General features: G+C 72.2%; 27 protein-coding genes. 15 read left to right on the forward strand and 12 right to left on the reverse strand.

Translation table 11 applies throughout. The features are described from left to right. Window positions 1-24: 24 nt before the first annotated feature. From ACFZP7_RS16435 to ACFZP7_RS16450, 4 genes are all read left to right on the forward strand, one after another. Window positions 25-1,047 (forward strand): LacI family DNA-binding transcriptional regulator, encoded by a 1,023-nt coding sequence (locus ACFZP7_RS16435; RefSeq protein ID WP_029393644.1) that lies wholly within the window; start codon window positions 25-27, stop codon window positions 1,045-1,047. A 126-nt stretch (window positions 1,048-1,173) separates the two neighbouring features. Continuing rightward, window positions 1,174-2,235, forward strand: a complete 1,062-nt coding sequence (locus tag ACFZP7_RS16440) for a S1C family serine protease (RefSeq protein WP_385634688.1) — start codon at window positions 1,174-1,176, stop codon at window positions 2,233-2,235. 59 nt (window positions 2,236-2,294) lie between these two features. Beyond that, complete coding sequence (locus tag ACFZP7_RS16445) at window positions 2,295-3,035, forward strand: response regulator transcription factor (protein WP_019326756.1); 741 nt, start codon at window positions 2,295-2,297, stop codon at window positions 3,033-3,035. Next, window positions 3,032-4,486, forward strand: a complete 1,455-nt coding sequence (locus ACFZP7_RS16450) for a sensor histidine kinase (protein WP_385634689.1) — start codon at window positions 3,032-3,034, stop codon at window positions 4,484-4,486. Before ACFZP7_RS16445 ends, ACFZP7_RS16450 begins: the two co-directional genes overlap by 4 nt. Window positions 4,487-4,512: 26 nt before the next feature. Here ACFZP7_RS16450 and ACFZP7_RS16455 read toward each other — a convergent pair whose 3' ends face one another. Together ACFZP7_RS16455 and ACFZP7_RS16460 are read right to left on the reverse strand one after the other, a co-directional pair. Continuing rightward, on the reverse strand, window positions 4,513-4,716 hold the full coding sequence (locus ACFZP7_RS16455) for a DUF397 domain-containing protein (RefSeq protein ID WP_385634690.1): 204 nt from the start codon (window positions 4,714-4,716) through the stop codon (window positions 4,513-4,515). Next, entirely contained in the window at window positions 4,713-5,546 is an 834-nt protein-coding gene (locus tag ACFZP7_RS16460; RefSeq protein ID WP_385634691.1) for a helix-turn-helix domain-containing protein, read from the reverse strand. Before ACFZP7_RS16460 ends, ACFZP7_RS16455 begins: the two co-directional genes overlap by 4 nt. 125 nt (window positions 5,547-5,671) lie before the next feature. On the opposite strand from ACFZP7_RS16460, the gene ACFZP7_RS16465 reads away from it, so the two are divergent. Further along, a complete protein-coding gene (locus ACFZP7_RS16465; protein ID WP_046250868.1) occupies window positions 5,672-5,962 on the forward strand; it encodes a hypothetical protein in 291 nt (96 codons plus the stop codon). A gap of 113 nt (window positions 5,963-6,075) precedes the next feature. Here the strand turns inward: ACFZP7_RS16465 and ACFZP7_RS16470 are convergent, their stop codons facing one another. Then, window positions 6,076-7,890, reverse strand: a complete 1,815-nt coding sequence (locus tag ACFZP7_RS16470; protein WP_385634692.1) for a bifunctional metallophosphatase/5'-nucleotidase — start codon at window positions 7,888-7,890, stop codon at window positions 6,076-6,078. 218 nt (window positions 7,891-8,108) lie between these two features. Between ACFZP7_RS16470 and mshD the strand changes: the two genes are divergently transcribed. Next, a complete protein-coding gene (gene mshD / locus ACFZP7_RS16475; protein WP_019326763.1) occupies window positions 8,109-9,038 on the forward strand; it encodes a mycothiol synthase in 930 nt (309 codons plus the stop codon). Window positions 9,039-9,099: 61 nt separating this feature from the next. On the opposite strand, the gene ACFZP7_RS16480 is transcribed toward mshD, so the two are convergent. The 5 genes from ACFZP7_RS16480 to ACFZP7_RS16500 form a co-directional block, all read right to left on the reverse strand. After that, window positions 9,100-9,738: an ABC transporter gene (locus tag ACFZP7_RS16480; protein ID WP_385634693.1), complete on the reverse strand. Its 639-nt coding sequence runs from the start codon at window positions 9,736-9,738 to the stop codon at window positions 9,100-9,102. Continuing rightward, complete coding sequence (locus tag ACFZP7_RS16485; protein WP_385634694.1) at window positions 9,726-11,249, reverse strand: ABC transporter permease; 1,524 nt, start codon at window positions 11,247-11,249, stop codon at window positions 9,726-9,728. The genes ACFZP7_RS16480 and ACFZP7_RS16485 overlap by 13 nt, the downstream gene beginning before the upstream one ends. Then, complete coding sequence (locus ACFZP7_RS16490; protein ID WP_031019854.1) at window positions 11,246-12,112, reverse strand: ABC transporter ATP-binding protein; 867 nt, start codon at window positions 12,110-12,112, stop codon at window positions 11,246-11,248. The genes ACFZP7_RS16485 and ACFZP7_RS16490 overlap by 4 nt, the downstream gene beginning before the upstream one ends. Window positions 12,113-12,203: 91 nt before the next feature. Further along, on the reverse strand, window positions 12,204-13,037 hold the full coding sequence (locus ACFZP7_RS16495) for a zf-HC2 domain-containing protein (protein ID WP_385634695.1): 834 nt from the start codon (window positions 13,035-13,037) through the stop codon (window positions 12,204-12,206). After that, window positions 13,034-13,576 (reverse strand): RNA polymerase sigma factor, encoded by a 543-nt coding sequence (locus ACFZP7_RS16500; protein WP_019326768.1) that lies wholly within the window; start codon window positions 13,574-13,576, stop codon window positions 13,034-13,036. Before ACFZP7_RS16500 ends, ACFZP7_RS16495 begins: the two co-directional genes overlap by 4 nt. A gap of 163 nt (window positions 13,577-13,739) precedes the next feature. On the opposite strand from ACFZP7_RS16500, the gene ACFZP7_RS16505 reads away from it, so the two are divergent. The 7 genes from ACFZP7_RS16505 (at window position 13,740) to pstB (ending at window position 22,310) form a co-directional block, all read left to right on the forward strand. Then, window positions 13,740-16,154: an RNA degradosome polyphosphate kinase gene (locus tag ACFZP7_RS16505; protein WP_051850999.1), complete on the forward strand. Its 2,415-nt coding sequence runs from the start codon at window positions 13,740-13,742 to the stop codon at window positions 16,152-16,154. After that, complete coding sequence (locus tag ACFZP7_RS16510) at window positions 16,135-17,376, forward strand: CHAD domain-containing protein (RefSeq protein ID WP_385634696.1); 1,242 nt, start codon at window positions 16,135-16,137, stop codon at window positions 17,374-17,376. Before ACFZP7_RS16505 ends, ACFZP7_RS16510 begins: the two co-directional genes overlap by 20 nt. Before the next feature lie 169 nt (window positions 17,377-17,545). Beyond that, on the forward strand, window positions 17,546-17,938 hold the full coding sequence (locus tag ACFZP7_RS16515; RefSeq protein WP_046249290.1) for an NUDIX hydrolase: 393 nt from the start codon (window positions 17,546-17,548) through the stop codon (window positions 17,936-17,938). Window positions 17,939-18,158: 220 nt separating this feature from the next. Continuing rightward, window positions 18,159-19,286, forward strand: a complete 1,128-nt coding sequence (pstS, locus tag ACFZP7_RS16520) for a phosphate ABC transporter substrate-binding protein PstS (protein WP_031019845.1) — start codon at window positions 18,159-18,161, stop codon at window positions 19,284-19,286. A 121-nt stretch (window positions 19,287-19,407) separates the two neighbouring features. Further along, complete coding sequence (gene pstC / locus ACFZP7_RS16525; protein ID WP_019326773.1) at window positions 19,408-20,421, forward strand: phosphate ABC transporter permease subunit PstC; 1,014 nt, start codon at window positions 19,408-19,410, stop codon at window positions 20,419-20,421. After that, on the forward strand, window positions 20,418-21,476 hold the full coding sequence (gene pstA, locus ACFZP7_RS16530; protein ID WP_019326774.1) for a phosphate ABC transporter permease PstA: 1,059 nt from the start codon (window positions 20,418-20,420) through the stop codon (window positions 21,474-21,476). Before pstC ends, pstA begins: the two co-directional genes overlap by 4 nt. A gap of 57 nt (window positions 21,477-21,533) precedes the next feature. Further along, window positions 21,534-22,310, forward strand: a complete 777-nt coding sequence (gene pstB, locus ACFZP7_RS16535; protein ID WP_019326775.1) for a phosphate ABC transporter ATP-binding protein PstB — start codon at window positions 21,534-21,536, stop codon at window positions 22,308-22,310. A 166-nt stretch (window positions 22,311-22,476) separates the two neighbouring features. Here pstB and pitH read toward each other — a convergent pair whose 3' ends face one another. Together pitH and ACFZP7_RS16545 are read right to left on the reverse strand one after the other, a co-directional pair. Beyond that, a complete protein-coding gene (gene pitH, locus ACFZP7_RS16540; protein WP_019326776.1) occupies window positions 22,477-23,475 on the reverse strand; it encodes a low-affinity phosphate transporter PitH in 999 nt (332 codons plus the stop codon). Window positions 23,476-23,482: 7 nt separating this feature from the next. Beyond that, complete coding sequence (locus ACFZP7_RS16545) at window positions 23,483-24,103, reverse strand: DUF47 domain-containing protein (RefSeq protein ID WP_003974832.1); 621 nt, start codon at window positions 24,101-24,103, stop codon at window positions 23,483-23,485. Window positions 24,104-24,339: 236 nt separating this feature from the next. Here ACFZP7_RS16545 and ACFZP7_RS16550 point away from each other — a divergent pair, with 236 nt between their 5' ends. Next, window positions 24,340-24,726: a metal-sensitive transcriptional regulator gene (locus ACFZP7_RS16550; RefSeq protein WP_019326778.1), complete on the forward strand. Its 387-nt coding sequence runs from the start codon at window positions 24,340-24,342 to the stop codon at window positions 24,724-24,726. A 25-nt stretch (window positions 24,727-24,751) separates the two neighbouring features. Here ACFZP7_RS16550 and ACFZP7_RS16555 read toward each other — a convergent pair whose 3' ends face one another. Further along, a complete protein-coding gene (locus ACFZP7_RS16555; protein WP_220671987.1) occupies window positions 24,752-24,952 on the reverse strand; it encodes a hypothetical protein in 201 nt (66 codons plus the stop codon). Window positions 24,953-25,020: 68 nt separating this feature from the next. Then, window positions 25,021-25,899: a hypothetical protein gene (locus ACFZP7_RS16560; protein ID WP_385638465.1), complete on the reverse strand. Its 879-nt coding sequence runs from the start codon at window positions 25,897-25,899 to the stop codon at window positions 25,021-25,023. Window positions 25,900-25,985: 86 nt separating this feature from the next. Here ACFZP7_RS16560 and ACFZP7_RS16565 point away from each other — a divergent pair, with 86 nt between their 5' ends. Further along, on the forward strand, window positions 25,986-26,165 hold the full coding sequence (locus ACFZP7_RS16565; RefSeq protein ID WP_078494954.1) for a hypothetical protein: 180 nt from the start codon (window positions 25,986-25,988) through the stop codon (window positions 26,163-26,165). The last annotated feature ends 34 nt before the right edge of the window (window positions 26,166-26,199 follow it).

Consider the following 26,199-nt stretch of genomic DNA (forward strand, 5'->3'; position numbering starts at 1 on the left):
GATCCATCCGCGTAGACTCCGCGCGTGGCCAAGGTGACTCGGGATGACGTGGCGCGACTGGCGGGGACTTCCACCGCCGTCGTCAGCTATGTCATCAACAACGGACCCCGGCCGGTCGCCCCGGCCACGCGCGAGCGTGTCCTCGCCGCGATCAAGGAACTGGGGTACCGCCCGGACCGGGTCGCCCAGGCGATGGCGTCCCGGCGCACGGACCTCATAGGTCTGATCGTGCCGGACGCGCGCCAGCCCTTCTTCGCGGAGATGGCGCACGCCGTCGAGTGGGCCGCGTCCGAGCGCGGGAAGATGGTCCTCGTCGGCAACTCCGACTACGTCGGCGAGCGCGAGGTCCACTATCTGCGCGCCTTCCTCGGGATGCGGGTCTCCGGTCTGATCCTGGTCAGCCACGCGCTGAACGACCTGGCCGCCGCCGAGATCGAGGCGTGGGACGCCCGGGTCGTCCTGCTGCACGAGCGCCCCGAGGCCATCGACGACGTCGCCGTCGTCACCGACGACCTGGGCGGCGCCCAGCTCGCCGTGCGCCACCTGCTGGAGCACGGGTACGAGTACGTCGCCTGTATGGGCGGCACCGCCGAGACCCCGTCCGTCGGCGACCCGGTCTCCGACCACGTCGAGGGCTGGAAGCGCGCGATGAAGGAGGCCGGTCTCTCCACCGAGGGCCGGCTCTTCGAAGCCCCGTACAACCGCTATGACGCCTACCGCGTCGCCCTCGAACTCCTCTCCGGCCCGCGGCGCCCGCCCGCGATCTTCTGCTCCACCGACGACCAGGCGATCGGCCTGCTGCGCGCCGCCCGCGAGCTGCGCATCGACGTGCCCGGGGAGCTGGCGGTGGCCGGCTTCGACGACATCAAGGAAGCCGACCTGGCCGATCCGCCGCTGACCACGGTCGCCTCGGACCGCTCCGCGATGGCACGGGCGGCCGTGGACCTGGTCCTGGACGACGGCCTGCGGGTGGCGGGCTCGCGACGGGAGCGGCTGAAGGTGTTCCCGTCCCGGCTGGTGGTCCGCCGGTCCTGCGGCTGCGAGTAGCCCCGGGCGTTTCTTCCGGGCAGCCCTCCCGCCCGCCCCCCGCGGCTTCTTTACATCGGGCATACGAGGTTCTGCCGGGCTTCTCAGGCGGCACTCAGGGCAATCTCATCCACGGGCGGGACGCTCATGGACATGACCGAGAGCCTCCGCCGGAACGGCGAGTACGAGCACGCGCAAGAGAACCCGTACGGCACCCCGTACCAGGGCGCCCGGCAGCACGCCTCCTCTCCCGTCAACCCCGAGTGGCCGCCCCCGCCGGCGCAGCCGCCCACCGCCGCCTTCCCGGAGCAGCAGCCCGCGCAGCCGCCCCGGAGGCGCAGCGTCCGGCGCGGCCCGGTCGCCCTCCTCGCGGCGGTCGCCATCGTCGCGGCGGCCGTCGGCGGCGGCACCGCCTTCGGCATCCAGGAACTGACCGGGAGCGACACCGTCGCCTCCACCAGCAGCAGCAGCACCAACGTGGTCCCCTCCAGCCAGAAGGGCACGGTCGCCGGGGTCGCCGAGGCGGTCAGCCCGAGCATCGTCGAGATCAACGCCACGTCGGCCGCGGGTTCCTCCACCGGCTCCGGCGTGATCATCACCGGCGACGGCGAGATCATCACCAACAACCACGTCGTCTCCGGGGCCTCGTCCGTGAAGGTGACGACCAGCGACGGCAAGCAGTACACGGCCGACGTCGTCGGCACCGACAGCAGCAAGGACCTCGCGCTGATCAAGCTGCGGGACGCCTCCGGCCTGAAGGCCGCGACCCTCGGCGACTCCGACGCCGTGAAGGTCGGCCAGCAGGTGGTGGCGATCGGCTCCCCCGAGGGCCTGACGGGCACGGTGACCAGCGGCATCGTCTCCGCCCTCGACCGCGATGTGACCGTCTCGACCGACGAGGGGCAGCAGCAACAGCAGCAGCGGCAGGGCGGCGGCTGGCCGTTCGAGTTCGGCGGCCAGGAGTTCAACGGCGACACCGGCTCGTCCACGACGACGTACAAGGCGATCCAGACCGACGCCTCCCTCAACCCGGGCAACTCCGGCGGCGCGCTGATCGACATGAACGGCAACATCATCGGGATCAACTCCGCGATGTACTCGTCCGCCGAGTCCTCCGCCGGTGCGGGCAGCGTCGGCCTGGGCTTCGCCATCCCGATCAACACCGTCAAGGCCGACCTGGCGAAGCTGCGTGCGGGCGCCGACGGCTGAACGTGCGAGGCTGAAGGCACCGCAGCCGTACCCGACACCGCACCCGAGGAATCCGAGCCATGAGCCCCGCAGACGGCGACCGTGACCGCGACGTCCAGCGCATCCTGATCGTCGACGACGAACCGGCGGTCCGCGAAGCCCTCCAGCGCAGCCTCGCCTTCGAGGGCTACGACACGCAGGTCGCCGTCGACGGCGCCGACGCGCTGGAGAAGGCGGCGGCGTACCGCCCCGACCTGGTCGTCCTCGACATCCAGATGCCCCGCATGGACGGCCTGACCGCCGCCCGCCGCATCCGCGGCGCCGGCGACACGACCCCCATCCTGATGCTCACGGCCCGCGACACGGTCGGCGACCGGGTGACCGGCCTGGACGCCGGCGCCGACGACTACCTGGTCAAGCCCTTCGAACTGGACGAACTCTTCGCCCGCATCCGCGCGCTGCTGCGCCGCAGCTCCTACGCGGCGGCGGTCGAGGCCACCGCCGAGGACGACGACACCCTCACCTTCGCCGACCTCACCATGGACCTGTCGACGCGGGAGGTCGTCCGAGGCGGACGCCCGGTCGAGCTGACCCGCACGGAGTTCACGCTCCTGGAGATGTTCATGGCCCACCCGCGCCAGGTCCTCACCCGCGAGCAGATCCTCAAGGCCGTCTGGGGCTTCGACTTCGAGCCGTCCTCCAACTCCCTCGACGTGTACGTCATGTACCTGCGCCGCAAGACCGAGGCGGCCGGCGAGCCCCGCCTCGTCCACACCGTGCGCGGCGTCGGCTACGTCCTGCGGCAGGGCGGCGCGGAGTGAGAAGCCCGGCCCGCCGCGTCCGCGCCCTGCCCATCCGGGCACGGCTGTCGCTGCTGGTGGCGTCGGCGGTGGCGCTGGCGGTCGCGGCGGCGGCGGTGGCGTGCTGGTTCGTGGTGAAGAGCGTGCTGGTCAGTTCGCTGGACGAGGCGCTGAAGGCGAACCGCATGAGCAAGCAGCAGGTGAGCCAGTACGTCAACCTGCGCACCGGTGAGTGCGCCCACGACCCCGTCACCCACGAACAGAACCCCTTCGGCTCGTCGGTACAGCTCGTGGACGGCAAGGGCGGAAGCTGCCTGATCATCGGCATGGAAGAGGTCCCGCTCACCGCCGGCGACCGTGCCGTGGCCGAGGGCAGGACCGAGGACGCCCTGCACGACGCCAGGAGCCCGGACGGCACCCAGTACCGGGTCTACACCTACAGCGTGCTGCCCGAACTGGGCGTCGCCGTCTCCGCCGCACGCCCGCTGGACGAGGTCAACAGCTCCCTCAGCAACCTCGCGCTGGTCCTCGTCTTCGTCGCGGGCGCCGGGGTCGTCGGCGCGGGCGCCGCGGGTCTCTGGGTCGCCCGTACCGCCCTGCGCCCGGTCGACGAACTGACGCGGGCCGTGGAACACGTGGCCCGCACCGAGGACCTGACCGTCCGCATCCCCGTGGCGGACGACAGCGAGGACGAGATCGCCCGTCTCTCCCGTTCCTTCAACTCCATGACCTCGTCCCTGGCCAGCTCCCGCGACCTGCAACAGCAGCTCATCGCCGACGCCGGCCACGAACTGCGCACCCCCCTCACCTCGCTGCGCACCAACATCGAACTGCTCACCCGCAGCGAGGAGACCGGCCGTCCCCTCCCGGAGGCCGACCGCAAGGCGCTCCTCGCCTCGGTCAAGGCCCAGATGACGGAACTGGCCGCACTCATCGGCGACCTCCAGGAACTCTCCCGCCCCGACACCGGCCAGCACACCGGCAGGACCCGCATCCTCGCCTGGCACGACGTCGTGGAGTCCGCCCTGCGCCGCGCCCGCCTGCGCGGCCCGGAGCTGACCATCACCGCCGACGTGCGGCCCTGGTACGTGCGCGCCGAGCCGGCCGCCCTGGAACGCGCGGTCGTCAACATCCTCGACAACGCGGTGAAGTTCAGCCCGGAGGGCGGCACCGTCGACGTACGCCTCACCGACGGGGTCCTCACCGTCCGCGACCACGGCCCCGGTATCGCCGCCGAGGAACTCCCCCACGTCTTCGACCGCTTCTGGCGCTCGCCGTCCGCCCGCGCCCTGCCCGGCTCGGGCCTGGGCCTGTCCATCGTGGCCCGCACGGTGCACCAGGCCGGCGGCACCGTGAGCCTGACCCCGGGCGAGGGAGGCGGCACGACGGCGACCGTACGCCTGCCGGGGGCGCCGGTCCCACCGCCGGAGACGGGCGGGGCCGACGGGGGTCAAGGAGAAGCCCGCCCGTGACGAAGTACCCGGCGAGCCGGCCCGCTTCAGGCGTCGGCCTTGACCCCCGTCACGAACGCCTGCCACGAGGCCGTGCCGAACACGAGCACCCGCCCGTTCCGCACCTTGCTGTCCCGCACCGGTACGAGGCCGGGGTAACCGTCGGCCACCTCGACGCAGTTCGTCCCGCCTCCGTCGCTGTAGGAGGACTTCCGCCAGGTCGTGATGGTGAGGTCAGGGATTCGGTTCATGGTCTGCGCTCCTCCAGAAGGCCCTTGATGAACGCCATCGACTCCACCGGAGTCAGAGCCGCGTCCCTGACCAGATCGTAGGACAGGCGAAAGGACAGGACCTTGTCCGGATCGTCGATCAACTCGCCGAAGCCGTTGCCCTCGACGTAGGCGACGGGGTCGCCGACTCGTTGCCACAGGAGCCAGAGGTGGCTGTCCATGAGGTCGTGCACGCCGGCCGTGTAGGGCAGTACCTGGAGCGCGACGGAGGGCAGTTCCGCCGCGTGCAGGAGGTGTGTCAACTGGTCCCGCCACACCTTGGTGTCCGGGACCTGGCGTCGCAGCGCGCCTTCGTCCAGGATCACGCGGACGTTCGGGGCCGGCCTGCGGTGCAGCAACTCCTGGCGCCCCAGGCGCAGCGCCACCTGTTCCTCCACCGCCTCACCGTTGCCCGCCGTTGTCTGGGCGCCGGACAACCCCGACAACACCGTCCGGGCGTAGTCCTCGGTCTGCAGCAGCCCCGGCACTCGGAGCTGGAAGAGCCACATGACCCGGGCCGTCGCCTCCAGTTCCATGAACGCCTTGTACTTGTCCTTGATGACCTCCTTGTGCGCGTCCCGCCACAGGCGGACCAGCAGGTCACCCGTGCCGTGATACCTGTCCAGGTCCTCCATCACCGCCCGCTTGGAGAGCCGTTCCCCCTTCTCCAAGCGGTACAGGTAGCTCTTGTCGTACGACGTCTCCTCGGCCAGCTGCCCCAGCGACCTGCCTGCCTTCTCGCGCAGTATCCGGAGTGTCTGTCCAAGCTCGGCACGCCTCGACTCCCGCTCGGCATCCGGGCTTTCGGCCATGTCACCCCTCCCCGTTGTCTGGCCCGCAGGCAACACCGGTCCTCTTCCGCAGCGTACGGCGGAGCGGTGACGATCGGAGCACGATCGGTGATCACCGCTGGTCGCCACCTGAAGGGACATGAGTCATGAAGCCGTCACCACTCCGCCTCCTCCCCTGGACCACCCCCGAAGGCAACCCCTGCTACCTGAGCACCGATGACGGTGACAGCCTGCTCTCCCGGCTCGCGGACGACATCGAGGAGGCGCAGGTGGAGTCGGGGGAGCAGGTGCTCGCGGGTGCCAGGGCGGTACTCGGGGACCGGCGGGCCGGGGAGCGGGCGGTGCGGTTCGCGTTGGTCAGGACGACCGAGGCGCTGCAGGACGTGCTGCGGATCGCGGTCAGCCGAGGCGCACGCCTCGAGGCCGCCGATTTCTGACCGCGCGGCAACTTCCGATGGCGGGGCGGGCCGTCACAGGGATACGGAGAGGGCCCGAGGGTCCGCACCGGGTGCGGGCTCCTCGGGCCCCTGTCAGGGACGGCGCGCGGCGCCTACTGCACGATGGTGATCCGGTCCGCCGCCGGCGGCTCGATCGGGTCGGCGGCCGAGGAGTTGGCCGTCAGGTACTGCTCAAGGGCCGTCAGGTCGTCCGCGCCGACCAGCTCGTTCGTGCCCTCGTTCAGGGTGGGGAAGCCGTCGCCGCCGCCCGCGAGGAAGCTGTTGGAGGCGACGCGGTAGGTGGCGTTCACGTCGATCGGCGCGCCGTCGAGGCGGATGGAGTCGGTGACGACCCGGTCCGCGCCGGTCTTCGTCAGGTCCAGGGTGTAGGTGAGGCCGGAGGAGATCTGGAGGATCTTCGGGGCCGCCTCGTTCGGGCCGCTCACCTGCTCCTTGAGGACCTGGATCAGCTGGGCGCCCGTGTAGTCCTTGAGGTTCACCGTGTTGGCGAAGGGCTGGACCGTGAAGCCCTCGGCGTAGGTGACGACACCGTCGCCCTCGCCGCCCGACGCCGCGTAGGTGAGGGGCGCGCGGATGCCGCCGGGGTTCATCAGGGCCAGGTCGGTCTCCGGGTCCTGCGTCTTGCCGTACGCGAGCTGCGCGTCGGCGATCAGGTCGCCCAGCGGCGACTCGGTGCCGCCCCGGTCGATGTCGCCGGAGACGTAGCCGATGGCGCGGTTGCCGATGGGGGCGGCCAGGGTGCTCCACCTGTCGATCAGACGGGTCATGTCCGGCGCCTTCGGGACGTCCCGCGTGACGACGTGGTTCGCCGACTTCACGGCCGTACGGGCGATGTCACCCGTGGCGCGGTCGTAGGTCAGCGTCGTGTCCGTGTAGAGGCGGCCGAAGGACGAGGCCGAGGTGACCATGCGGGGCTTGCCCGCCGGGTCGGGGATCGTGCAGACGTACGCCGCGTGGGTGTGGCCGGTGACCAGCGCGTCCACCTGGGGCGTCACGTTCTTCGCGATGTCCGCGATCGGGCCGGAGATGCCGTCGCCGGCGCCCGAGGAGTCGCAGTCGTAGTTGTACGAGGAGGAGGCCGGGAAGCCGCCCTCGTGGACCAGGGCGACGATGGACTTCACGCCCTGGCGCTGCAGCTCCTTGGCGTACTTGTCGATCGTCTCGACCTCGTCCTTAAAGGCCAGGCCCTTGACGCCCTCCGCCGAGACGATGTCCGGGGTGCCCTCCAGGGTCACGCCGATGAAGCCGACCTTGACGCCCTTCTGCTTCCACACCCAGTAGGGCTTCAGGATCGGCTTGCCGGTCTTCTCGTCGAGGACGTTCGCCGCCAGGTACGGGAAGTCGGCGCCCTCGAACTCCTCGTCCGTGTAGCAGCCCTCGGTGGGGTGGCAGCCGCCGTTCTGCAGGCGGGCCAGCTCCTTGGCGCCCTCGTCGAACTCGTGGTTGCCGACGCTCGTCACGTCGAGGTCCAGCTTGTTCAGCGCCTCGATGGTCGGCTCGTCGTGGAAGAGCCCGGAGAGGAGGGGGGACGCGCCGACCATGTCGCCGCCGGCCGCGGTGATGGAGTAGCGGTTGCCCTTGCGCGCCTCGCGCAGGTGGGTGGCCAGGTACTCGATGCCGCCCGCGTCGATCGTCTTCGTCGTGCCGTCCGGCTGGACCTCGGTGACCCGGCCGGAGGAGCCGGTCGGCGGTTCGAGGTTGCCGTGCAGGTCGTTGAAGGAGAGGAGCTGGACGTCCTGGTAACGGCCGTGACCGCCGTGGCCACGGTGGCTCTCGCCCGCGTTCGCCGAGGCGGGCAGCGCCGCCGCGGCGAGCGCGCCCGCGGTGACGACGGTGGCCGCGGCGGCGAGGAGACGGGTCGTACGGCGTCTGCGGCGCGGATGGTGCGACGGTGCTGTGGCTGGCATGCGCCCCCCTGTGGGTGTACGTGACGCGGGCCGCTGAGGAGACGGTCCGCCGGCGCGACAGCCTAGAGTCAACGCGCGTAGCGCGACAGGGGGTTCCCGGTTACAGCCTGGTGTACGTCCTGGTGCAGGTCCTGGCGCATGTCCCGGTGTGCGCCCCGGTCGGTACGGCTCCGCCGACCACCACCGCTTTGCCGCGCCCGCCCTTTACCCTCGTACGCATGACCAGCGACGACACCGTGCGGCCCGGCCGCTCCCGCTCGATCGACACCCTTTCCGAACTCGCCCCGGAGCAGACCGAGGCCGTCCTCGCCCTGCTCGCCGAGGCCGCCCGGAACGACGGTCAGCAGGCCGTGTCCGAGCAGGGCCGGCTGCAGCTGCGCGGGCCGGCACGGGAGGGCGTCTCGCATCTGCTGCTCACCGTCGACGGCGGTGAACTCGTCGGCTACGCCCAGCTGGAGGGCACCGATCCGATCGAGCCCCCGGCCGCGGAGCTGGTCGTCCACCCCTCGCACCGGGGACAGGGGCACGGACGCGCGCTGGGCTCCGCACTGCTCGCCGCCTCCGGCAAGCGGCTGCGGATCTGGGCGCACGGCGGCCACTCCGCCGCCCGGCACCTCGCGCAGGTACTGGGGCTGACCCTCTTCCGCGAACTGCGCCAGATGCGCAGGCCGCTGGCCGGTCTGGACCTGCCCGAGCCGCGCCTGCCCGAGGGCGTGAGCGTGCGGACCTTCGTGCCGGGGCAGGACGACGCGGCCTGGCTCGCGGTCAACGCCGCCGCCTTCGCCCACCACCCCGAGCAGGGCTCGCTCACGCAGCGGGACCTCGACGACCGGAAGGCCGAAGGCTGGTTCGACCCGGAGGGGTTCTTCCTGGCCGAGCGGGACGGGGAGCTGATCGGCTTCCACTGGACCAAGGTGCACGCCGAGGAGCGGCTCGGTGAGGTCTACGTCCTCGGCATCCGTCCCGACGCGCAGGGCGGCGGCCTCGGCAAGGCCCTGACCACCGTCGGCCTGCGGCACCTGGAGCAGCGGGGGCTGCCCACGGCGATGCTGTACGTCGACGCCGACAACACGGCGGCGGTGTCGGTCTACGAACGCCTCGGGTTCGTCACCCACGAGACGGACCTCATGTACCGCACGGAGACGTGAGGCGCGTCGCCCGTCACCCCCGCCCCGGCGGCGCCCGTCATCCCCGCCCCGGCGCCGCCCGTCACCCCCGCCCCCGGCGCCGCCCCACCGGCTCCGGGCCGCACACCGCCCAGGTCGCGGCCAGTGCCGCCAGCAGCACCGCCCACCGGTCGTGCGCCGGCGGCCACCGCGGGTCCTCGGCCGGGACGAACAGCGCCCAGCCCTCCGGCGTCAGCAGGGGCGCGGCGACGGCGGCCGTCAGCAGGACCGCCACCACCGCCGGACCCGGGCGGGCCTCGTCCGTCAGCCGTATCGCGGTCGCGGCGCCCGCGAGGGCCAGGACGCCCACCGCCGCCGCCTCCAGGGTGAGGTCACCAGCCGGGGGCCGGGACGCCGCCGGGGCGACCTGCAGTACGGCCGTCCACCACAGGGCGGCGAACGGGGCGACCAGGGCGACCCGCAGCGCCTGCCGGAGCGGGCGCCGGACGGGGACGGGCGTGGTCAGGTGGCGGGCCGGGTCGTCCAGGAGGAAGGCCAGGCCGAGCCCGCCGATGAGCGCGACGCCCCGCAGCAGGACCAGCGTCTGCCAGGGGGCCGGCTCCGCTCCCGTCAGGGCGGGCACGCTCGCGACCAGCAGGCCGAGCGCCGCCGCTGCGGCCAGGGCCGGCCACGGCAGGGTGCGCCACACGGGGACGACCAGGGCTCGCGTCACTCCTCGCACGAGTCCGCCTTGTCCGGCCCCTTCACACCCAGCACCTCGGCCGCGCGGGCCGTGGTGACGCCCGGGGCGGTCAGCTCGTCCCAGTGCTCCTTGACCCGCTGCCCGACCCCGGTCGGCGGCTCCTCCAGCAGCCGCCGCACGACGTCCGTCTGGCCCTCCGTCATGGTCAGCGGGTCGGTGGGCGACAGGACGATGGCCGAACCCCGCACGCTGTCGTCGAGCCGGACCCGGCGCAGGGCGTCCATCGGGTCGTCCTGCCAGGCCAGGGACAGCCACATGAGGGTGACCATCCGTCCGTCGCACAGCTCGCTCCCCTTCGCCTCCGTCCCCGCGACGAGCACGGCGGCGACGGCACTGGAGAACTCGGGGACGCGGTTGCCGCCCCAGGCGGTGCCGACGGTCACCTGGCCGGGCTCGGTGAGGGCGGGGATCGCGGCGTCGCCCTCCAGCCCGTACCGGGCGTCGATCCGCTGCCGTACGACGATCCGCCGCTCCCGTGCCGCGCCGCCCGCCAGGGACCGGACCCGCTCCACGACGCCGGCCCAGGCGCTGACGCGGGGGACCCACTCGTCGAAGGCGCAGTACGTCGACCCGTCCCGCTCCACACACGTCTGCTCCGGCCGCACCGAGGCACGCTCCCGGGCCGCGGTCAGCTCCGGCGACGGCGCCACGCCCCGGGCCTGGAGGACGCCGCCCGTCACGGCCAGCGCGAGGGAGAGGGCGACGCCCGCCCGGACGGCCGGGTTCCGCCCGCCGGCGAGGAGCACGGCGAGGAAGGCTGCGCACAGGGCCGCGCCCGTGAGGTACAGGGCGTGCCAGGCGGCGGGCCGGCCCAGGAGTTCGGAGGGCAGGGTGTCGCTGCTGATCGCGGCGACCACCGGCGAGAGCCAGGACGTGCCGTCCGTGCCGCTGGGCCCGGTACCGAGCACCGAGACGAACAGCAGCAGCACCACCGCCAGCGGCGCGGCGAGCACGGACCGCAGCACCGGCGCCAGCAGCACCCCGATCGTGCCGAACAGCAGCACCGTCAGCGGTCCGACGGCCAGCTCGGCCGGCGAACCGTGCCCGACCGCGCCCGGCTTGACCGCCTCCCGGGCGAACTGCCCGGCCACGCACACCGCGGTGAGCACGGCGGCCGGCACGACGGACAGCGCGTGGGCCGCCGTACGCTGCCAGGCCGGCATCACGAGCACGGCGAAGTGGGCCTCGGTGCCGTGCCGCCGGGACCGCAGCGCCGCGAAGTTGGCGCTCATCATGATCGCCAGGCCGAAGAACATCGGCATGCTCTGGGTGGCGCGGTCGGCGTCCTGGAGGGCCGGGTAGTCGCTCCAGTCGCTGTCGCCCCGCCACACGATCCAGGTGACGTACCCGAGGAAGACCAGCACGACGGGGAGGCTCGTCAGCATCCGGCGCGCCTCGATGCCCGCCAGGGCGAACACGGCCCGCACGCCCGCCCCGCGGGGGCCCGCCTCCACGGTGTCCGGGGCGGTCGTCGTCAGCACGGCGCTCACGCGGCCACCTCCGCGTCGACGCCGGCGCCGTCGAGGACGAGCAGGTAGCCGTCCTCGAGCGTGGGCTCCACCGGCTCGGCCCCTTCGGGCGGGTCGCCGACGTTCCGGAACGATCCGTCGCCCGTACGCCACCCGGCCTTCGCCCCCGCGTCGCGCGTCCGGCTGCTCCACACGCGTCCGGCGGCCCGCGCGGTCAGCTCGGCCGGGGTGCCGTCGAAGCGCACCGCGCCGGCGGCCATGACGACCACCCGGTGGCAGAGCATCGCCACGTCCTCCGTCTGGTGGGTGGAGAGCAGCACCGTGCGTGTCTCGCCCGCGCCGGCGATCAGCTCCCGAAAACGCATCCGCTGCTCCGGGTCCAGGCCCACGGTCGGCTCGTCGAGCACGAGGAACCCGGGGTCGCCGACCAGCGCCGCCGCCAGCGCGACCCGCTGCCGCATCCCGCCCGACAGCTTCTTGATCTTCCGCCCGCGCACCTCGCCCAGCCCGACCTCCTCCAGCACCCGACGCACCTCGCGGTGGCGGGCGGCACGGCCCGTCATCTCCTTCAGGACGGCGACGTAGTCGACGAACTCGAAGGCGGTGAAGCCCGGGTGGAAGCCGGGCGTCTGCGGCAGGTAGCCCAGCCGGCGCCGCACCTCCTGCCGTCCGCGCGCGCTCCCGGGGTCGTGCCCGAGGACGGTGAACGCCCCGCGGTCGGGGGGCACCGCGGTGGCGAGCACCCGCAACAGGGTGGTCTTCCCGGCGCCGTTGGGCCCCAGCAGCCCGGTGACGCCCGGGGTGAGCCGCAGCGACACGTCGTCGAGGGCGCGGGTCCGGCCGAAGGAGAGGCTGAGCCCGGAGGCGGAGACGGTGGAGGTCATACGGCACTCCCGTACCAGAGGTTCGAGTTGAAGAAGTTGAAGAAGTTGAAGAAGCGGAAGAAGCGGAAGAAGTGAGGGAAGGGGACGGCGCTCACGCGACACCGCGCGCCGAGACGTCGAAGCGGTCGCGCAGCAGGAACAGCAGCCCGGCACCCAGCACGGCCACCGCGCCCGACACGCCCTGCCCGGCCGCGGTGAACGGCGCCAGGCCGTCCCCGGACTGCCGCGCCGCGTCCGCGGCCAGCAGCACCGCTCCCCAGGCGCCCGCGACGACGGACGGCGCGACCACCGGCCCCAGCCGGGGCGTCAGCGCCAGCCCGGTCGAGGTCAGGGCGAGCCCGGGCAGCAGCCAGGCCAGCGCCCGCAGCCCGTACCCCGGCATGGCCAGGCTCGCCAGTCCGCCCACGCCGAGCGCGACGGAGAGCACCGCGACCGTACGGATCATCAGCAGCCGGAAGCCGTGCGTCGGCGAGACGACGGCCATCTCGTACGCCGGGTCCAGCGCGGGCCCGTACGCGAGCGCCACCGAGGCCAGCGGCAGCAGCGGGGCGACGGCGAGGAAGAGGGTGGGCGTGCCGGTGGCGGCGGCCGAGCAGGCGACGAGGAACGTCGTCAGCAGCACGGCGGCGACCGCGCCGAGCCAGGAGCGGCGCAGGACCGGCGTGGCGGCGAGCAGCCGCGCGGTGCCGTCGCCGACGCCGCACCGCACCAGCAGGCCCTCGAACCACCCCGGCCGCGGGGCGTCCAGCTCCGCGTCGAGCCGTTCCCAGCCCGCGTCCAGGGCGGCGGGGTCGCTCACCCCGGCGAGGACGCCGCGGCAGTGGGCGCAGGCGGTCAGGTGGGCGTCGGCGGACCACAGCGCGGGCGCCGCCAGCTCGCCCCGGGCGTAGGCCCGCAGGTCGGACTCGTCAACGTGCCAGGTCATGCCAGCGCCTCCCGCAGCTGTCGGCGGGCCCGCATCGCCCGTGTCTTGACCGTGCCCGGCGGGATGCCGAGCAGGACGGCCGCCTCGCGGGTGGACAGCCCGTCGATGACGGTGGCCTGGAGCACCGCGCGCAGCTCCGGCGAGAGCCGGACGAGCGCGCCGGCGAGGTCGCCGTGCTCCACACCGGCCAGCACCCGCTCCTCCGCCGATGCCTCGTCCCGGTGCCGCAACCGCGCCAGGGCCTGCCGCAGCCGGCCCCGGGCACCGTCGCCCCGCATCACGTCGATCAGCCGCCGGGACCCGATCCGCCACAGCCACCCGGCCACGTCCCCGTCCTCCCGGTAGCGCGCGCTGCCCCGCCACACGGCGAGGAAGGTCTCCTGCACGACGTCGTCGACGACACCGGCGTCGGCGCAGCGGCCGCGCATCCGGGCGGTCAGCCAGGGGGCGTAGCGGCGGTACAGCTCCTCGAAGGCGCGCCGGTCGCCGTCGGCGGCGACGGCCCGCAGCAGCTCGCCGTCGCTTCTCGTTTCGCTCACGTCTCCTCATCGCACGAGGGGTGTCCTCCGGTTCACGGTCGCAGCCGGCGGTTTCCGGACCGGAGGCGGGTCCTCGGCGCGCACCACCGCCGGAAGCCCCCCGCTATCCCACACGTCATGTCCCCGTAACCATCGATTCAGACTGCCTTGCGACGCTCGCCGAATGAAGCCGACCGTGCCGGAGCCACCGGGAGCAGAGCATCACGCGCCTTCCGACGCGCCTGTCCCGCGCGCTGCGCGGAAGAATGGGTTCATGAGGCAGCCGAACACCCAGGCAGGGGTCCAGCACACCCAGACCGCACAGTCCGGGCAGTCCACACAGTCCGGGCTCTCCGCACAGTCCGGGCAGCGGGCCGTGCAGCACCCGCAGCCCTCCGTGGGCTCCATCGCAGCGCACCGCCCGCACACCGTGGCCGCCACGGTCTCCGACCTGGAGCCGGACATCGACGCCGACCTCGACGCGTACGAGGAGTCGGAGGAGTCCCAGGGGCTCCAGGCGGACGGCATCAGGCTCCCGCAGGGCCGCTTCCTGGACCGCGAGCGCAGCTGGCTGGCGTTCAACGAGCGCGTGCTCGAACTCGCCGAGGACCCGAACACGCCCGTCCTGGAGCGCGCCAACTTCCTCGCGATCTTCGCCAGCAACCTGGACGAGTTCTTCATGGTCCGCGTCGCCGGCCTGAAGCGCCGCATCGCCGCCGGCGTCGCCACCCGCTCCGCCTCCGGACTCCAGCCCCGCGAGGTGCTGGAGATGATCTGGGCGCGCTCGCGCGAGCTGATGGCCCGGCACGCCGCCTGCTTCCAGGAGGACGTCGCCCCCTCCCTCGCCGAGGAGGGCATCCACCTGGTCCGCTGGAGCGAGCTGGCGGAGAAGGAGCAGGCCCGCCTGTTCACCCTCTTCCGCCACCAGATCTTCCCGGTCCTCACCCCGCTCGCCGTCGACCCGGCGCACCCCTTCCCGTACATCTCGGGTCTCTCCCTGAACCTCGCGGTCGTCGTCCGCAACCCGGTCACCGGCCACCGGCACTTCGCCCGCGTCAAGGTCCCCCCGCTGCTCTCCCGCTTCCTGGAGGCGTCCCCGGGCCGCTTCGTCCCCATCGAGGACGTCATCGCCGCCCACCTGGAGGAGCTGTTCCCGGGCATGGAGGTCCTGGAGAGCCACGCCTTCCGCGTCACCCGCAACGAGGACCTGGAGGTCGAGGAGGACGACGCCGAGAACCTCCTCAAGGCGCTGGAGAAGGAGCTGATGCGGCGCCGCTTCGGCCCGCCGGTGCGCCTGGAGGTCGAGGAGTCCATCGACCGGGAGGTGCTGGACCTCCTGGTCCGCGAGCTGAAGGTCAGCGAGGCCGAGGTGTACCCGCTCCCGGGCCCCCTGGACCTCACCGGCCTCTTCCGCATCCACGGCCTGGACCGGCCCGAGCTGAAGTACCCGAAGTTCGTCGCCGGCACCCACCGCGACCTGGCCGAGGTCGAGTCCGCCTCCGCGCCGGACGTCTTCGCCGCCCTGCGCAGCCGCGACGTCCTGCTGCACCACCCGTACGACTCCTTCTCCACCTCCGTGCAGGCGTTCCTGGAGCAGGCGGCCACCGACCCGGACGTCCTGGCGATCAAGCAGACGCTGTACCGGACCTCGGGCGACTCCCCGATAGTCGACGCCCTCATCGAGGCCGCCGAGGCCGGCAAGCAGGTGCTGGTGCTGGTCGAGATCAAGGCGCGCTTCGACGAGCACGCGAACATCAAGTGGGCCCGCAAGCTGGAGGAGGCCGGCTGCCACGTCGTCTACGGGCTGGTCGGCCTGAAGACCCACTGCAAGCTGTCGCTGGTGGTCCGCCAGGAGGGCGAGACCCTGCGCCGCTACAGCCACGTCGGCACCGGCAACTACCACCCGAAGACGGCCCGCCTCTACGAGGACCTGGGCCTGCTCACCGCCGACCCGCAGGTCGGGGCGGACCTCTCCGACCTGTTCAACCGGCTCTCCGGCTACTCCCGGCGCGAGACCTACCGCCGTCTCCTCGTCGCGCCGAAGTCCCTGCGCGACGGCCTGGTCTCCCGCATCCACAAGGAGATCCAGCACCACCGCGCCGGCCGCCCCGCCTACATCCGCATCAAGGTCAACTCGATGGTGGACGAGGCCGTGATCGACGCCTGCTACCGGGCGTCCCAGGCGGGCGTGCCGGTCGACGTGTGGGTGCGCGGGATCTGCGCGCTGCGCCCGGGCGTGGAGGGCCTGTCGGAGAACATCCGGGTCCGCTCGGTCCTCGGCCGCTTCCTGGAGCACTCCCGCGTCTTCGCCTTCGGCAACGGGGGCGAGCCGGAGGTCTGGTTCGGCAGCGCCGACATGATGCACCGCAACCTCGACCGCCGGATAGAGGCCCTGGTCAGGGTCGTCGACCCGGCTCACCGGGCGGCCCTGAACCGGCTGCTGGAGACCGGCATGTCCGACTCCACCGCCTCCTGGCACCTCGGCCCGGACGGCGAGTGGACCCGGCACGCGACGGACCCGGACGGCCAGCCCCTGCGCAACGTCCAGGAGATGCTCATAGACGCCCGGAGGCGCCGGCGTGGCACAGCGACACCTTGATCCGACGGACCCCACGGCCGCCGCCGGGCCACCGCCGGTACCCGCGGGTGGCGACGCCCTCGCGGACTACCTGCGCGCCCAGGCCACGGAGTTCCTGCGCGCCCTGCGCCTGCACCGGGAGTCCGGCGCGGGCGCGCACGGCAACGGAGCGCAGTCGAGCGGTTCACACCCGAGCGGTGCGCACCCGTCGGGTGCGGGAGCCCTCGACCGGGGCCGGGGCCGGGGGCCCGCGCCGGCCCCCGACGGGCCCGTGGACGCGGCCCGCGCCCTGCGCCGTGCGGCCCGCCGCCTCAGCGGCACCCTGCACACCTTCCAGCCGCTGCTGGACGCCGAGTGGGCCGAGGCCATGCGCCCCGAGCTGGCCTGGCTGTCCGGCACGCTGGCGCTGGAGCACGCCTACGCCTCCCGCCTGGACCGCCTGCTCCAGGCCCTGCACCGGCTGTCGGGCTCTGCGGCGTTCCCGGCGCAGCAGCAGGCGGGGCGCGCCGCGCCGGCCCGGGCGGCGGCCACCGCGGACCCCGCCCCGGTCGCGCCCCTCGCGCCCTCCGTCACCCGCCCGTCGTCCGCCGACCGCGGCAATCTCACCGTGGGCGCGGCGAAGGCCGGTGCGCTGCTCGACCGCCAGCTGACCCTGGCCCGCACCCGGGCGCACTCCACGGCCCTCCAGGCGCTGGGCAGCAGCCGCTTCCACGCGGTCGCCGACAAGGTCGCCTTACTCGCCAGCGAGGTCCCGCTGAAGGACACCGCCGCGGCCGCCGCCGACCTGCGCCCGCTGGCCGCCGCGGCCCGGGACCGCCTCACCGACGCGGTGGCGGCCCTCCCGCTGGTCACCGCGGGCAACCCGTACAACGCCCAGGCTCTGGTCCACGGTCTCTCCCCGGACCCGGCCCCCCATCCCCAGGACGCCCAGTGGCACCAGGTGCGCCTGCTGCTGCGCCTGCACCGGTACGCGCTCGAGGTGCTGGCCGGCGCGGACGCCGACGGGGCAGACGGGGCCGACGGCACCACGGACGTACGCCTGCTGGCGGCCGGCGAGGCCCTGGACCGCCACCGCGACGCCTCCGAGGCCGCCGCGGCGGCGGCCCAGGCCGCGCGCACGCCCCGCATCGCACCGGCGACGGCCTACGCGCTCGGCGTGCTCCACGCCGACCAGCGGCATGAGGTGGAGGCGGCGAGGTACGCGTTCCAGCACAGCTGGCGCAAGGAACCGATCAGGCTCTAGGACCGCCGCAGGACAGGAGGCGCGCACCGTGGACCCGGCCGAGCACCAGGACCCCGCGACCGCGACCGCGGCCTCCGCCGCGCCCGCGTCCCCCGCACCCCCACCCGCTTCCGCCTCCGCCTCCGCCTCCGCCTCCGCCGACGGGACCGTCCGGGCGGCCGGCTGCGTCCTGTGGCGGCGCTCGCCCCGCTCCCCCGGCCTGGAGATCTGCCTCGTGCACCGGCCGAAGTACGACGACTGGTCGCACCCGAAGGGCAAGCTCGAGCGGGGCGAGGACCCGCTCGCCGGCGCCCTGCGCGAGGTGGCGGAGGAGACCGGTTACGCGGCGGCACCGGGCGCGGAGTTGCCCACCGTGCGCTACCTCTCGGACGGCCGTCCCAAGGAGGTCCGGTACTGGGCGGCGGCGGCCACCACCGGCGCGTTCGCCCCCTCCGACGAGGTCGACCGCATCCTGTGGCTGGCGCCGGACGAAGCCCGTGCCCGCCTCACCCGGCCCCTCGACCGTCCCCTGGTCGACGCGCTGCTCGCGACGCTCCCGCCCGGGACCGGTCCGTGTCCTTGACGTAAGCGTTCCGTGACCTCACCGCACCGTCCTCAGGGGTTCACCCCCCGTTCATTTACGCCCATCGGCGGCTTCACCTGTTCTGCCTAATTTCGGCCTTACCCGATACGGGGCGCATCCCGAAAACGCGTCCGTATCGCCCAAGCCTTCTCCGTCCTCAACGCCACTCCACGCACGCCGCCGAATTCAGGACGGCGGCTCCTGGAAGGAACTCCCTCAAGTGAAGCTTCAGCGCATGAACCGGCGGGCCCTCGCTCTCGGTGCTCTCGCCGTCTCCGGCGCCCTGGCCCTCACGGCGTGCGGCTCCGACGACACCGGCGGCAACAGCAGCGGCGGCGACGCCAGCGCCGCCGCCAACAGCAACATCAAGTGCGACGACGCCAAGGGCCAGCTCCAGGCCTCCGGCTCGTCCGCGCAGAAGAACGCGATCGACGCCTGGGTCAAGCAGTACGTCGCGGCCTGCAACGGCGTGCAGATCAACTACAACCCGACCGGCTCCGGCGCGGGCATCACCGCCTTCACGCAGGGCCAGACCGCGTTCGCCGGCTCGGACTCCGCGCTGAAGCCCGACGAGGTCGAGGCGTCGAAGAAGGTCTGCAAGGACGGCCAGGCCATCAACCTGCCGATGGTCGGCGGCCCCATCGCCGTCGGCTTCAACGTCCCGGGCGTCGACACGCTCGCCCTGGACGCCCCGACGCTCGCCAAGATCTTCGACAGCCAGATCACCAACTGGAACGACGAGGCGATCGCCAAGCTCAACCCCGACGCCAAGCTGCCCGACCTGAAGATCCAGGCCTTCCACCGCTCGGACGAGTCCGGCACCACGGACAACTTCACCAAGTACCTCAAGGACGCCGCGCCCGACGACTGGAAGTACGAGCCGGGCAAGTCCTGGGAGGCCAAGGGCGGCCAGTCCGCGCAGGGCTCCTCCGGCCTGGCCGGACAGGTGAAGCAGACCGCCGGCGCCATCTCGTACTTCGAGCTGTCGTACGCCAAGGACGGCATCAAGACGGTCGACATCAAGACCGAGGCCGCCGAGCCGGTCAAGGCCACCGTCGAGAACGCCACCGCCGCCATCGGCGCCGCGAAGGTCGTCGGCACCGGCAAGGACCTCGCCCTGGAGCTGGACTACACGCCGTCCGCCGACGGCGCGTACCCGATCGTCCTCGTCACGTACGAGATCGTCTGCGACAAGGGCAACAAGGCGGAGTCCCTGCCCGCCACCAAGTCCTTCCTGAACTACATCGCCTCGGAGGACGGCCAGGGCCTGCTGGCGGACGCCGGCTACGCCCCGATGCCCACCGAGATCATCACCAAGGTCCGCGAGACCGTCTCGGGCCTGAGCTGACCCGAGTGCGGTCCGGCCTCCGCCCGGGGGCCGGACCGCACCGTCCGGTGCACCGCCGCCAGGAGCCCGCGAGGCTCCGCCCGAGCCGCCGACGAGGCGGCTCCGCAGACCGGAGAACCCGATGGACATAACCACTGATCCCCAGAAGCCAGCAGCAGCCCCCGTACCGCACCAGCCCCCCGCGAAGGACGCCGAGCGCGCCGCACGCGGCGCCACCCGCCCCGGCGACCGGATCTTCCTCGGGCTCTCCCGCGGGTCCGGCATCCTGGTGCTGGCCATCATGGCCGCCATCGCGGCCTTCCTGACCTACCGCGCCTGGCTCGCCATCAGCGAGGACGAGGCCAACTTCTTCACCAGCTTCGAGTGGAACCCCAGCGGCACCCCGCCGGAGTTCGGCATCGCCGTCCTGGCCTTCGGCACCATCGTGTCGTCGATCATCGCGATGGCCATCGCCGTCCCGATCTCGGTCGGCATCGCCCTGTTCATCACGCACTACGCGCCGCGCAAGCTGGGCGGCGCCATCGCGTACGTGATCGACCTGCTCGCCGCCGTGCCCTCGATCGTCTACGGCCTGTGGGGCGCGCTCTTCCTCGTGCCGCACATGGACGGGCTCTTCGGCTGGCTGGACGAGTACCTCGGCTGGACCGGGATCTTCGAGTGGAGCGGCGGAGCGCCGCGCTCGCTGCTCACCGTGGGCATCCTGCTCGCGATCATGATCCTGCCGATCATCACCAACGTCAGCCGTGAGGTCTTCCGGCAGGTCCCGCGCATGCACGAGGAGGCCGCCCTGGCCCTGGGCGCCACCCGCTGGGAGGTCATCCGGATGTCGGTGATCCCCTTCGGCCGCTCCGGCATCATCTCCGCCTCGATGCTCGGCCTCGGGCGCGCGCTCGGCGAGACGATGGCCGTGGCCATGGTCCTCTCGCCGACCTTCGACATCAACGCCAGCCTGCTCGACCCGGGCGGCGGCACCTTCGCCCAGAACATCGCCAGCAAGTTCAACGAGGCGACCGTGATGGGCCGGGACGCGCTGATCGCCTCCGGTCTGGTGCTGTTCGTCATCACGCTGCTGGTCAACGGCGGTGCCCGCATGATCATCGCCCGCCGCAAGGAGTACTCGGGGGCCAACGCATGAGCCACGCAACCCTTACCCCGAAGAGCCGCAGCTCCCTGCGCGGCGCCACCCTGCCCAAGTGGTTCCCGTGGGCCGTCGCGGCCGGCGCGACCGCCGCCGGCCTCGGCATCAGCGCCGCGGCCGGGCTGAACAGCAGCATCCAGTGGGCCCTGATCGCCGTGGTCCTCTTCGTCGGCGGCACCTACGCCATCTCGGCGCGGATCGAGGGCGGCCGGCAGGCCAAGGACCGGGTCGCGACCAGCATGGTCTGGGTCGCGTTCCTGCTGGCCCTGATCCCGCTGCTGTCCCTGATCTGGGAGACCGTCAAGCAGGGCGTGAAGGTCCTCGACGGCTACTTCCTCACCCACTCGATGGGCGTGGTCGCCGACAGCGAGCCCGGCGGCGGCATCTACCACGCCATCCTCGGCACCCTGGAGCAGGTCGGCCTCGCCACCCTGTTCTCCGTGCCGGTGGGTGTGCTCACCGCGATCTACCTCGTCGAGTACGGACGCGGACGGCTGGCCAAGGCGGTCACCTTCTTCGTCGACGTCATGACGGGCATCCCGTCGATCGTCGCGGGTCTGTTCATCCTCAGCCTGTGGGTGCTGATCCTGGACATGGGCCCCTCCGGCATCGCCGGTTCGTTCGCCCTGTGCATCCTGATGATCCCGGTGGTCGTCCGCTCCACCGAGGAGATGCTCAAGCTCGTCCCCAACGAGCTGCGCGAGGCGTCGCTGGCGCTCGGCGTGCCGAAGTGGCGCACCATCCTGAAGGTCGTCCTGCCGACGTCGATCGGCGGCATCGTCACCGGCGTCATGCTGGCCGTCGCCCGCATCACCGGCGAGACGGCGCCCGTGCTGCTGCTGGTCTGGGGCACGGACTTCATCAACGCGAACCCGTTCCAGGACCCGCAGGAATCGCTGCCGATGTACATCTACCTCCAGTACAACGCCGGCTCGGATCCCGCGTACGACCGTGCCTGGGCCGCGGCCCTGACGCTCATCGCCTTCATCATGATCCTCAACCTGGTGGCCCGCGGCATCGCGCGCTGGAAGGCCCCGAAGACGGGTCGCTGACGCGGCCAGAGCAAGAACAGTCAGCGACCCGGACACGCGAAAGAAGAAGTGATACCCATGGCCAAGCGCATAGATGTCAGCGGCCTCAACGCCTACTACGGCTCCTTCCTGGCCATCGAGGACATCTCGATGACCGTCGAGCCCCGCTCCGTGACGGCCTTCATCGGCCCGTCCGGCTGCGGCAAGTCCACCTTCCTGCGCACGCTCAACCGCATGCACGAGGTCACGCCCGGCGGGCGGGTCGACGGCAAGGTCATGCTGGACGACGAGAACCTCTACGGCGCGGGCATCGACCCGGTGGCCGTGCGCCGCGAGGTCGGCATGGTCTTCCAGCGCCCGAACCCGTTCCCGACCATGTCGGTGTACGACAACGTCGCGGCCGGCCTGAGGCTCAACGGCAAGTACAAGAAGTCCGAGATGGACGACGTCGTCGAGAAGTCGCTGCGCGGCGCCAACCTCTGGAACGAGGTGAAGGACCGCCTCAACAAGCCGGGCTCCGGCCTCTCCGGCGGTCAGCAGCAGCGCCTGTGCATCGCCCGCGCCATCGCGGTCGAGCCGAACGTCCTGCTCATGGACGAGCCCTGCTCCGCCCTGGACCCGATCTCCACCCTCGCCATCGAGGACCTGATCGGCGAGCTGAAGGAGCGCTTCACGATCGTCATCGTGACGCACAACATGCAGCAGGCGGCGCGCGTCTCCGACCGCACGGCCTTCTTCAACCTGGCGGCGGTCGGCCAGCCCGGCAAGCTGATCGAGATCGACGAGACGGAGCGCATCTTCTCCAACCCGTCGGTCCAGGCCACGGAGGACTACATCTCGGGCCGCTTCGGCTAGGCCCCACCCCCGATCCCCTCGCGGTGCTGCATGGCGGTGCCACCGCGAGGAGCACAAAGGGCCCGCCCCCGGATTCCGGGGGCGGGCCCTCTCATCTGGCGCGGCGGCGCCCCGCGGCGCCGGGCCGTGTCACCCACCCCGGGGCGACACCGGCACCGGGCACCGCCTAGAGGAACACCAGATTCACGATCCAGAACGACACCGCGGCCACCACCGCCGCCGCCGGCATCGTGATGAACCACCCCACGATGATGTTCCGCGCGACACCCCACCGCACGGCGTTCACCCGCTTCGTGGCCCCCACACCCATGATCGACGACGTGATGACATGCGTCGTCGAGATCGGCGCGTGGAACAGGAACGCCGACCCGAACATGATCGACGCCCCCGTCGTCTCCGCGGCGAACCCCTGCGGCGGATCCAACTCGATGATCTTCCGCCCCAGCGTCCGCATGATCCGCCAGCCCCCCGCGTACGTCCCCGCGGACAGCATCAGCGCACACGCCACCTTCACCCACACCGGGATGGGATCGCCGTAGTCCTCGACGTCGGCGATGACCAGCGCCATCACCACGATGCCCATCGTCTTCTGCGCGTCCTGGAGCCCGTGCCCGAGCGCCATACCCGCCGCCGACACCGTCTGCGCGATGCGGAAGCCCCGCTTCGCCTTGTGCGGATTGGCCCGCCGGAAGATCCACATGATGGCCGTCATCACCAGATAACCGGCGACCAGACCGATCACGGGCGACACGAACATCGGGATGACGATCTTGTCGACGACCCCGTGCCAGTACACGGTCGTGCTCCCGGCCAGCGCCGCGCCCACCATGCCGCCGAACAACGCGTGCGAGGACGACGACGGCAGCCCGAAGTACCAGGTGATCAGGTTCCAGACGATGGCGCCCACGAGCGCCGCGAAGAGGATGCCCATCCCCTTCGAGCCCTCGGGCGTCTCGATCAGCCCCTCGCTGACGGTCTTGGCGACCCCGGAACCGAGGAACGCCCCGGCGAGGTTCATGACGGCGGCCATCGCGAGCGCCGCCCGGGGCGTCAGCGCACGCGTCGACACGGACGTCGCGATCGCGTTCGCCGAGTCGTGGAAGCCGTTGGTGTACGTGAAGAAGAGCGCGACCCCGATGGTCACGACCAGTGCGAAGGTGTCCATGAAGGGGTCAGGACTCCTTGACCGCGATGGTCTCCACCGTGTTCGCCACGTGCTCGAACGCGTCGGCCGCTTCCTCGAGCACGTCGACGATCTGCTTCAGCTTCAGCACCTCGATGGCCTCGTACTTGCCGTTGAAGAGGTGGGCGAGCAGCTTGCGGTGGATCTGGTCGGCCTGGTTCTCGAGCCGGTTGACCTCGATCCAGTACTCGGTGAGGTTGTCCATGGTCCGCAGGTTCGGCATGGCCTCGGCGGTCAGCTCCGCCGCCCGCGCCAGCACCTCGATCTGCTGCTCGACGCCCTTGGGCAGTTCCTCGACGTTGTAGAGGACGACCAGGTCGACGGCCTCCTCCATGAAGTCCATGATGTCGTCGAGGGACGAGGCGAGGTTGTAGATGTCCTCGCGGTCGAAGGGCGTGATGAACGAAGAGTTCAACTGGTGGAAGATCGCGTGCGTGGCGTCGTCACCGGCGTGTTCGGCGGCCCGCATACGCTCTGCGATCTCGGCCCGGGCGGAAGCGTCCGCCCCGAGCAGTTCCATCAGGAGTTTCGAGCCCGTGACGATGTTGTCCGCGGATGCGGCGAACATGTCGTAGAAGCTCGTCTCCCTGGGGGTCAGACGAAAGCGCACGTGGGGTCCTCGGGGTGCATCGGTTTCGGTCAGGCTGATGCTAGGCGCATCATCCGGCCACGGCTAACGGGCCGTCCCCCAGTGTCGCCCATCAGGAAGACTGATGAGCAGGGGGGCGACACCCGGGCCGCTGCCCAGGATTTCCTCCCGAGGGCCCCTTACCCCGCAAAGTTCGTTACCATATACCCGCCAGGGGTATATGTCCGCTATCTGCCCAATCTCCACAGGAGGACGCGATGACGACCACTGAGGCCGGCGCTGGTGCGCCCTCCCCCGCCGTCGACGAGGTGGCCGGGGTGGAGACGGACGGCACCGACGTCGTGACCGACCACGACCGCGGGGTGCACGGGTACCACAAGCAGAAGGACGAGCACCTGAAGCGACTGCGCCGCATCGAGGGCCAGATCCGCGGCCTGCAGCGCATGGTCGACGAGGACGTCTACTGCATCGACATACTCACCCAGGTCTCGGCCTCCACGAAGGCCCTGCAGTCCTTCGCCCTGCAGCTCCTGGAGGAGCACCTGCGCCACTGCGTCGCCGACGCCGCCGTCAAGGGCGGCGACGAGATCGACGCGAAGGTGGAGGAGGCCACGAAGGCGATCGGCCGCCTGCTGCGCACCTGACCCCCGGCGTACGGGCCGGCGCCTCCTACCGGCCGGCCCCGGCGCTCCGGCGCTCCCCGGCGCCCCGGCGCTCCTCGGCCACCCGCAGCACCTCGTCGATGCTCTCCAGGCTGAGGCGCTCCCGAGCGGCGGACGCCGCGATGATCAGCTCGCCGCACAGCTCGATCTCGGCGAGGGCCACGTGGTCCTGAACCGCCGTACCGCCGACCGGAGCCACACGCGTCACCTCGTCTCTGCCGTCACCGACTTCCTAGAGTAGGGAGCGGCCTACACACCGCGCATGGCACGGAAGGGCTAGTTCTTGCCGCCCGTCCCGCCGCCCGGCCCCGCGGCGATCTTGCCGGCGTAGATGTCGGCGTCGTCCGGCAGCCGTACGCGGACGGCGGCGCCGAAATCGTAGAGCAGCGTCGTCGAGGCGACGTCGACGGTGCCCTCGTCCCGCCCGTTGACGAAGCTGAAGCGGTGCCGGACCTTGCGGACGCGACCCTCGTCGTCGACGTAGGCGTCGAAGGGCACCTCGGCGGTGGCGAAGCCGTCGGCCGCCGCGGCCAGCGCCTCCCGGTTGTCCTCGGACGCGCCCCGCGCCGCCCGCGCCAGGTCGGCGGTCCCCCGGTAGTGCCGCACCTCGGCGCCCCCGACCTCGGTCCGCCCCACGTACGTCGCCGTCCGCGTCCCGCGCAGCACCTCGGCCGCGGCGAAGGGGTCCGTCGCCCCGCCGGTCACCAGATTCCCGTCGGAGAGCGAGGCGGTCTCCACCCGCACCCACTTGTCGTCGGGCACACCGGCGCCCCGGTTCTTCATGAACAGGGCGCCCGGCGCGAGCAGCTCGGTGATCGGCCGGTGCTCGCTCGTCCCCGCCGGGTCCTGCGGCAGCCGCACCTCCAGCCGCCCGAAGCGCCGCTCGAAGTCGTAGACGCCCTCGCCCCGGATGGTCACCCGCGTGCCGCCGCTGGCCATCTCCATGGCGGTGCGCGCCCTGGCGCTCCCGGCGGCCACCAGCCGGTCGGCGGCCCGGTGCAGCACGGCGACCGGGTCGTCGGCGCCCTGCCCCTGGACGGCGGCGCCCTGCCCGGAGCACGCGCCGGCGGCCAGCCACACGCCGAGCACGCCCCCGGCGGCGGCGAGGCCGCCGACTACTCTCCTGCCCCGCCGCTCCCGCTCCCACCCGACCATCGCCACCTACCCCAGCGTCACGCCCGCTCCGGACCCCCTGCCGACCCGGTTAACGAGGGGCAGGTGACGCCGGTAACGTGGACGGCGTGGCGCAGCAGGACGGTCTCGAAGTCCCCGGGGAAGCCCCCGGACAACCGGAACACCTCACGACGACGGTCGAACAGGGCCGCTTCTGCCTGGCCCGCTGCACCTGCGGCTGGCGAGGGCCGGCCCGCAGGGCCAGAAGCCAGGCCCGCACGGACGCGAAGACGCACACGGCCGCCTGACAGGCGGCCGTGTGCGTCTTGACTCGTGACCAGT

The sequence above is a fragment of the Streptomyces sp. SudanB5_2050 genome, assembly GCF_964272335.1.
In the GTDB taxonomy this organism is placed as follows: Bacteria; Actinomycetota; Actinomycetes; order Streptomycetales; family Streptomycetaceae; genus Streptomyces; species Streptomyces rochei.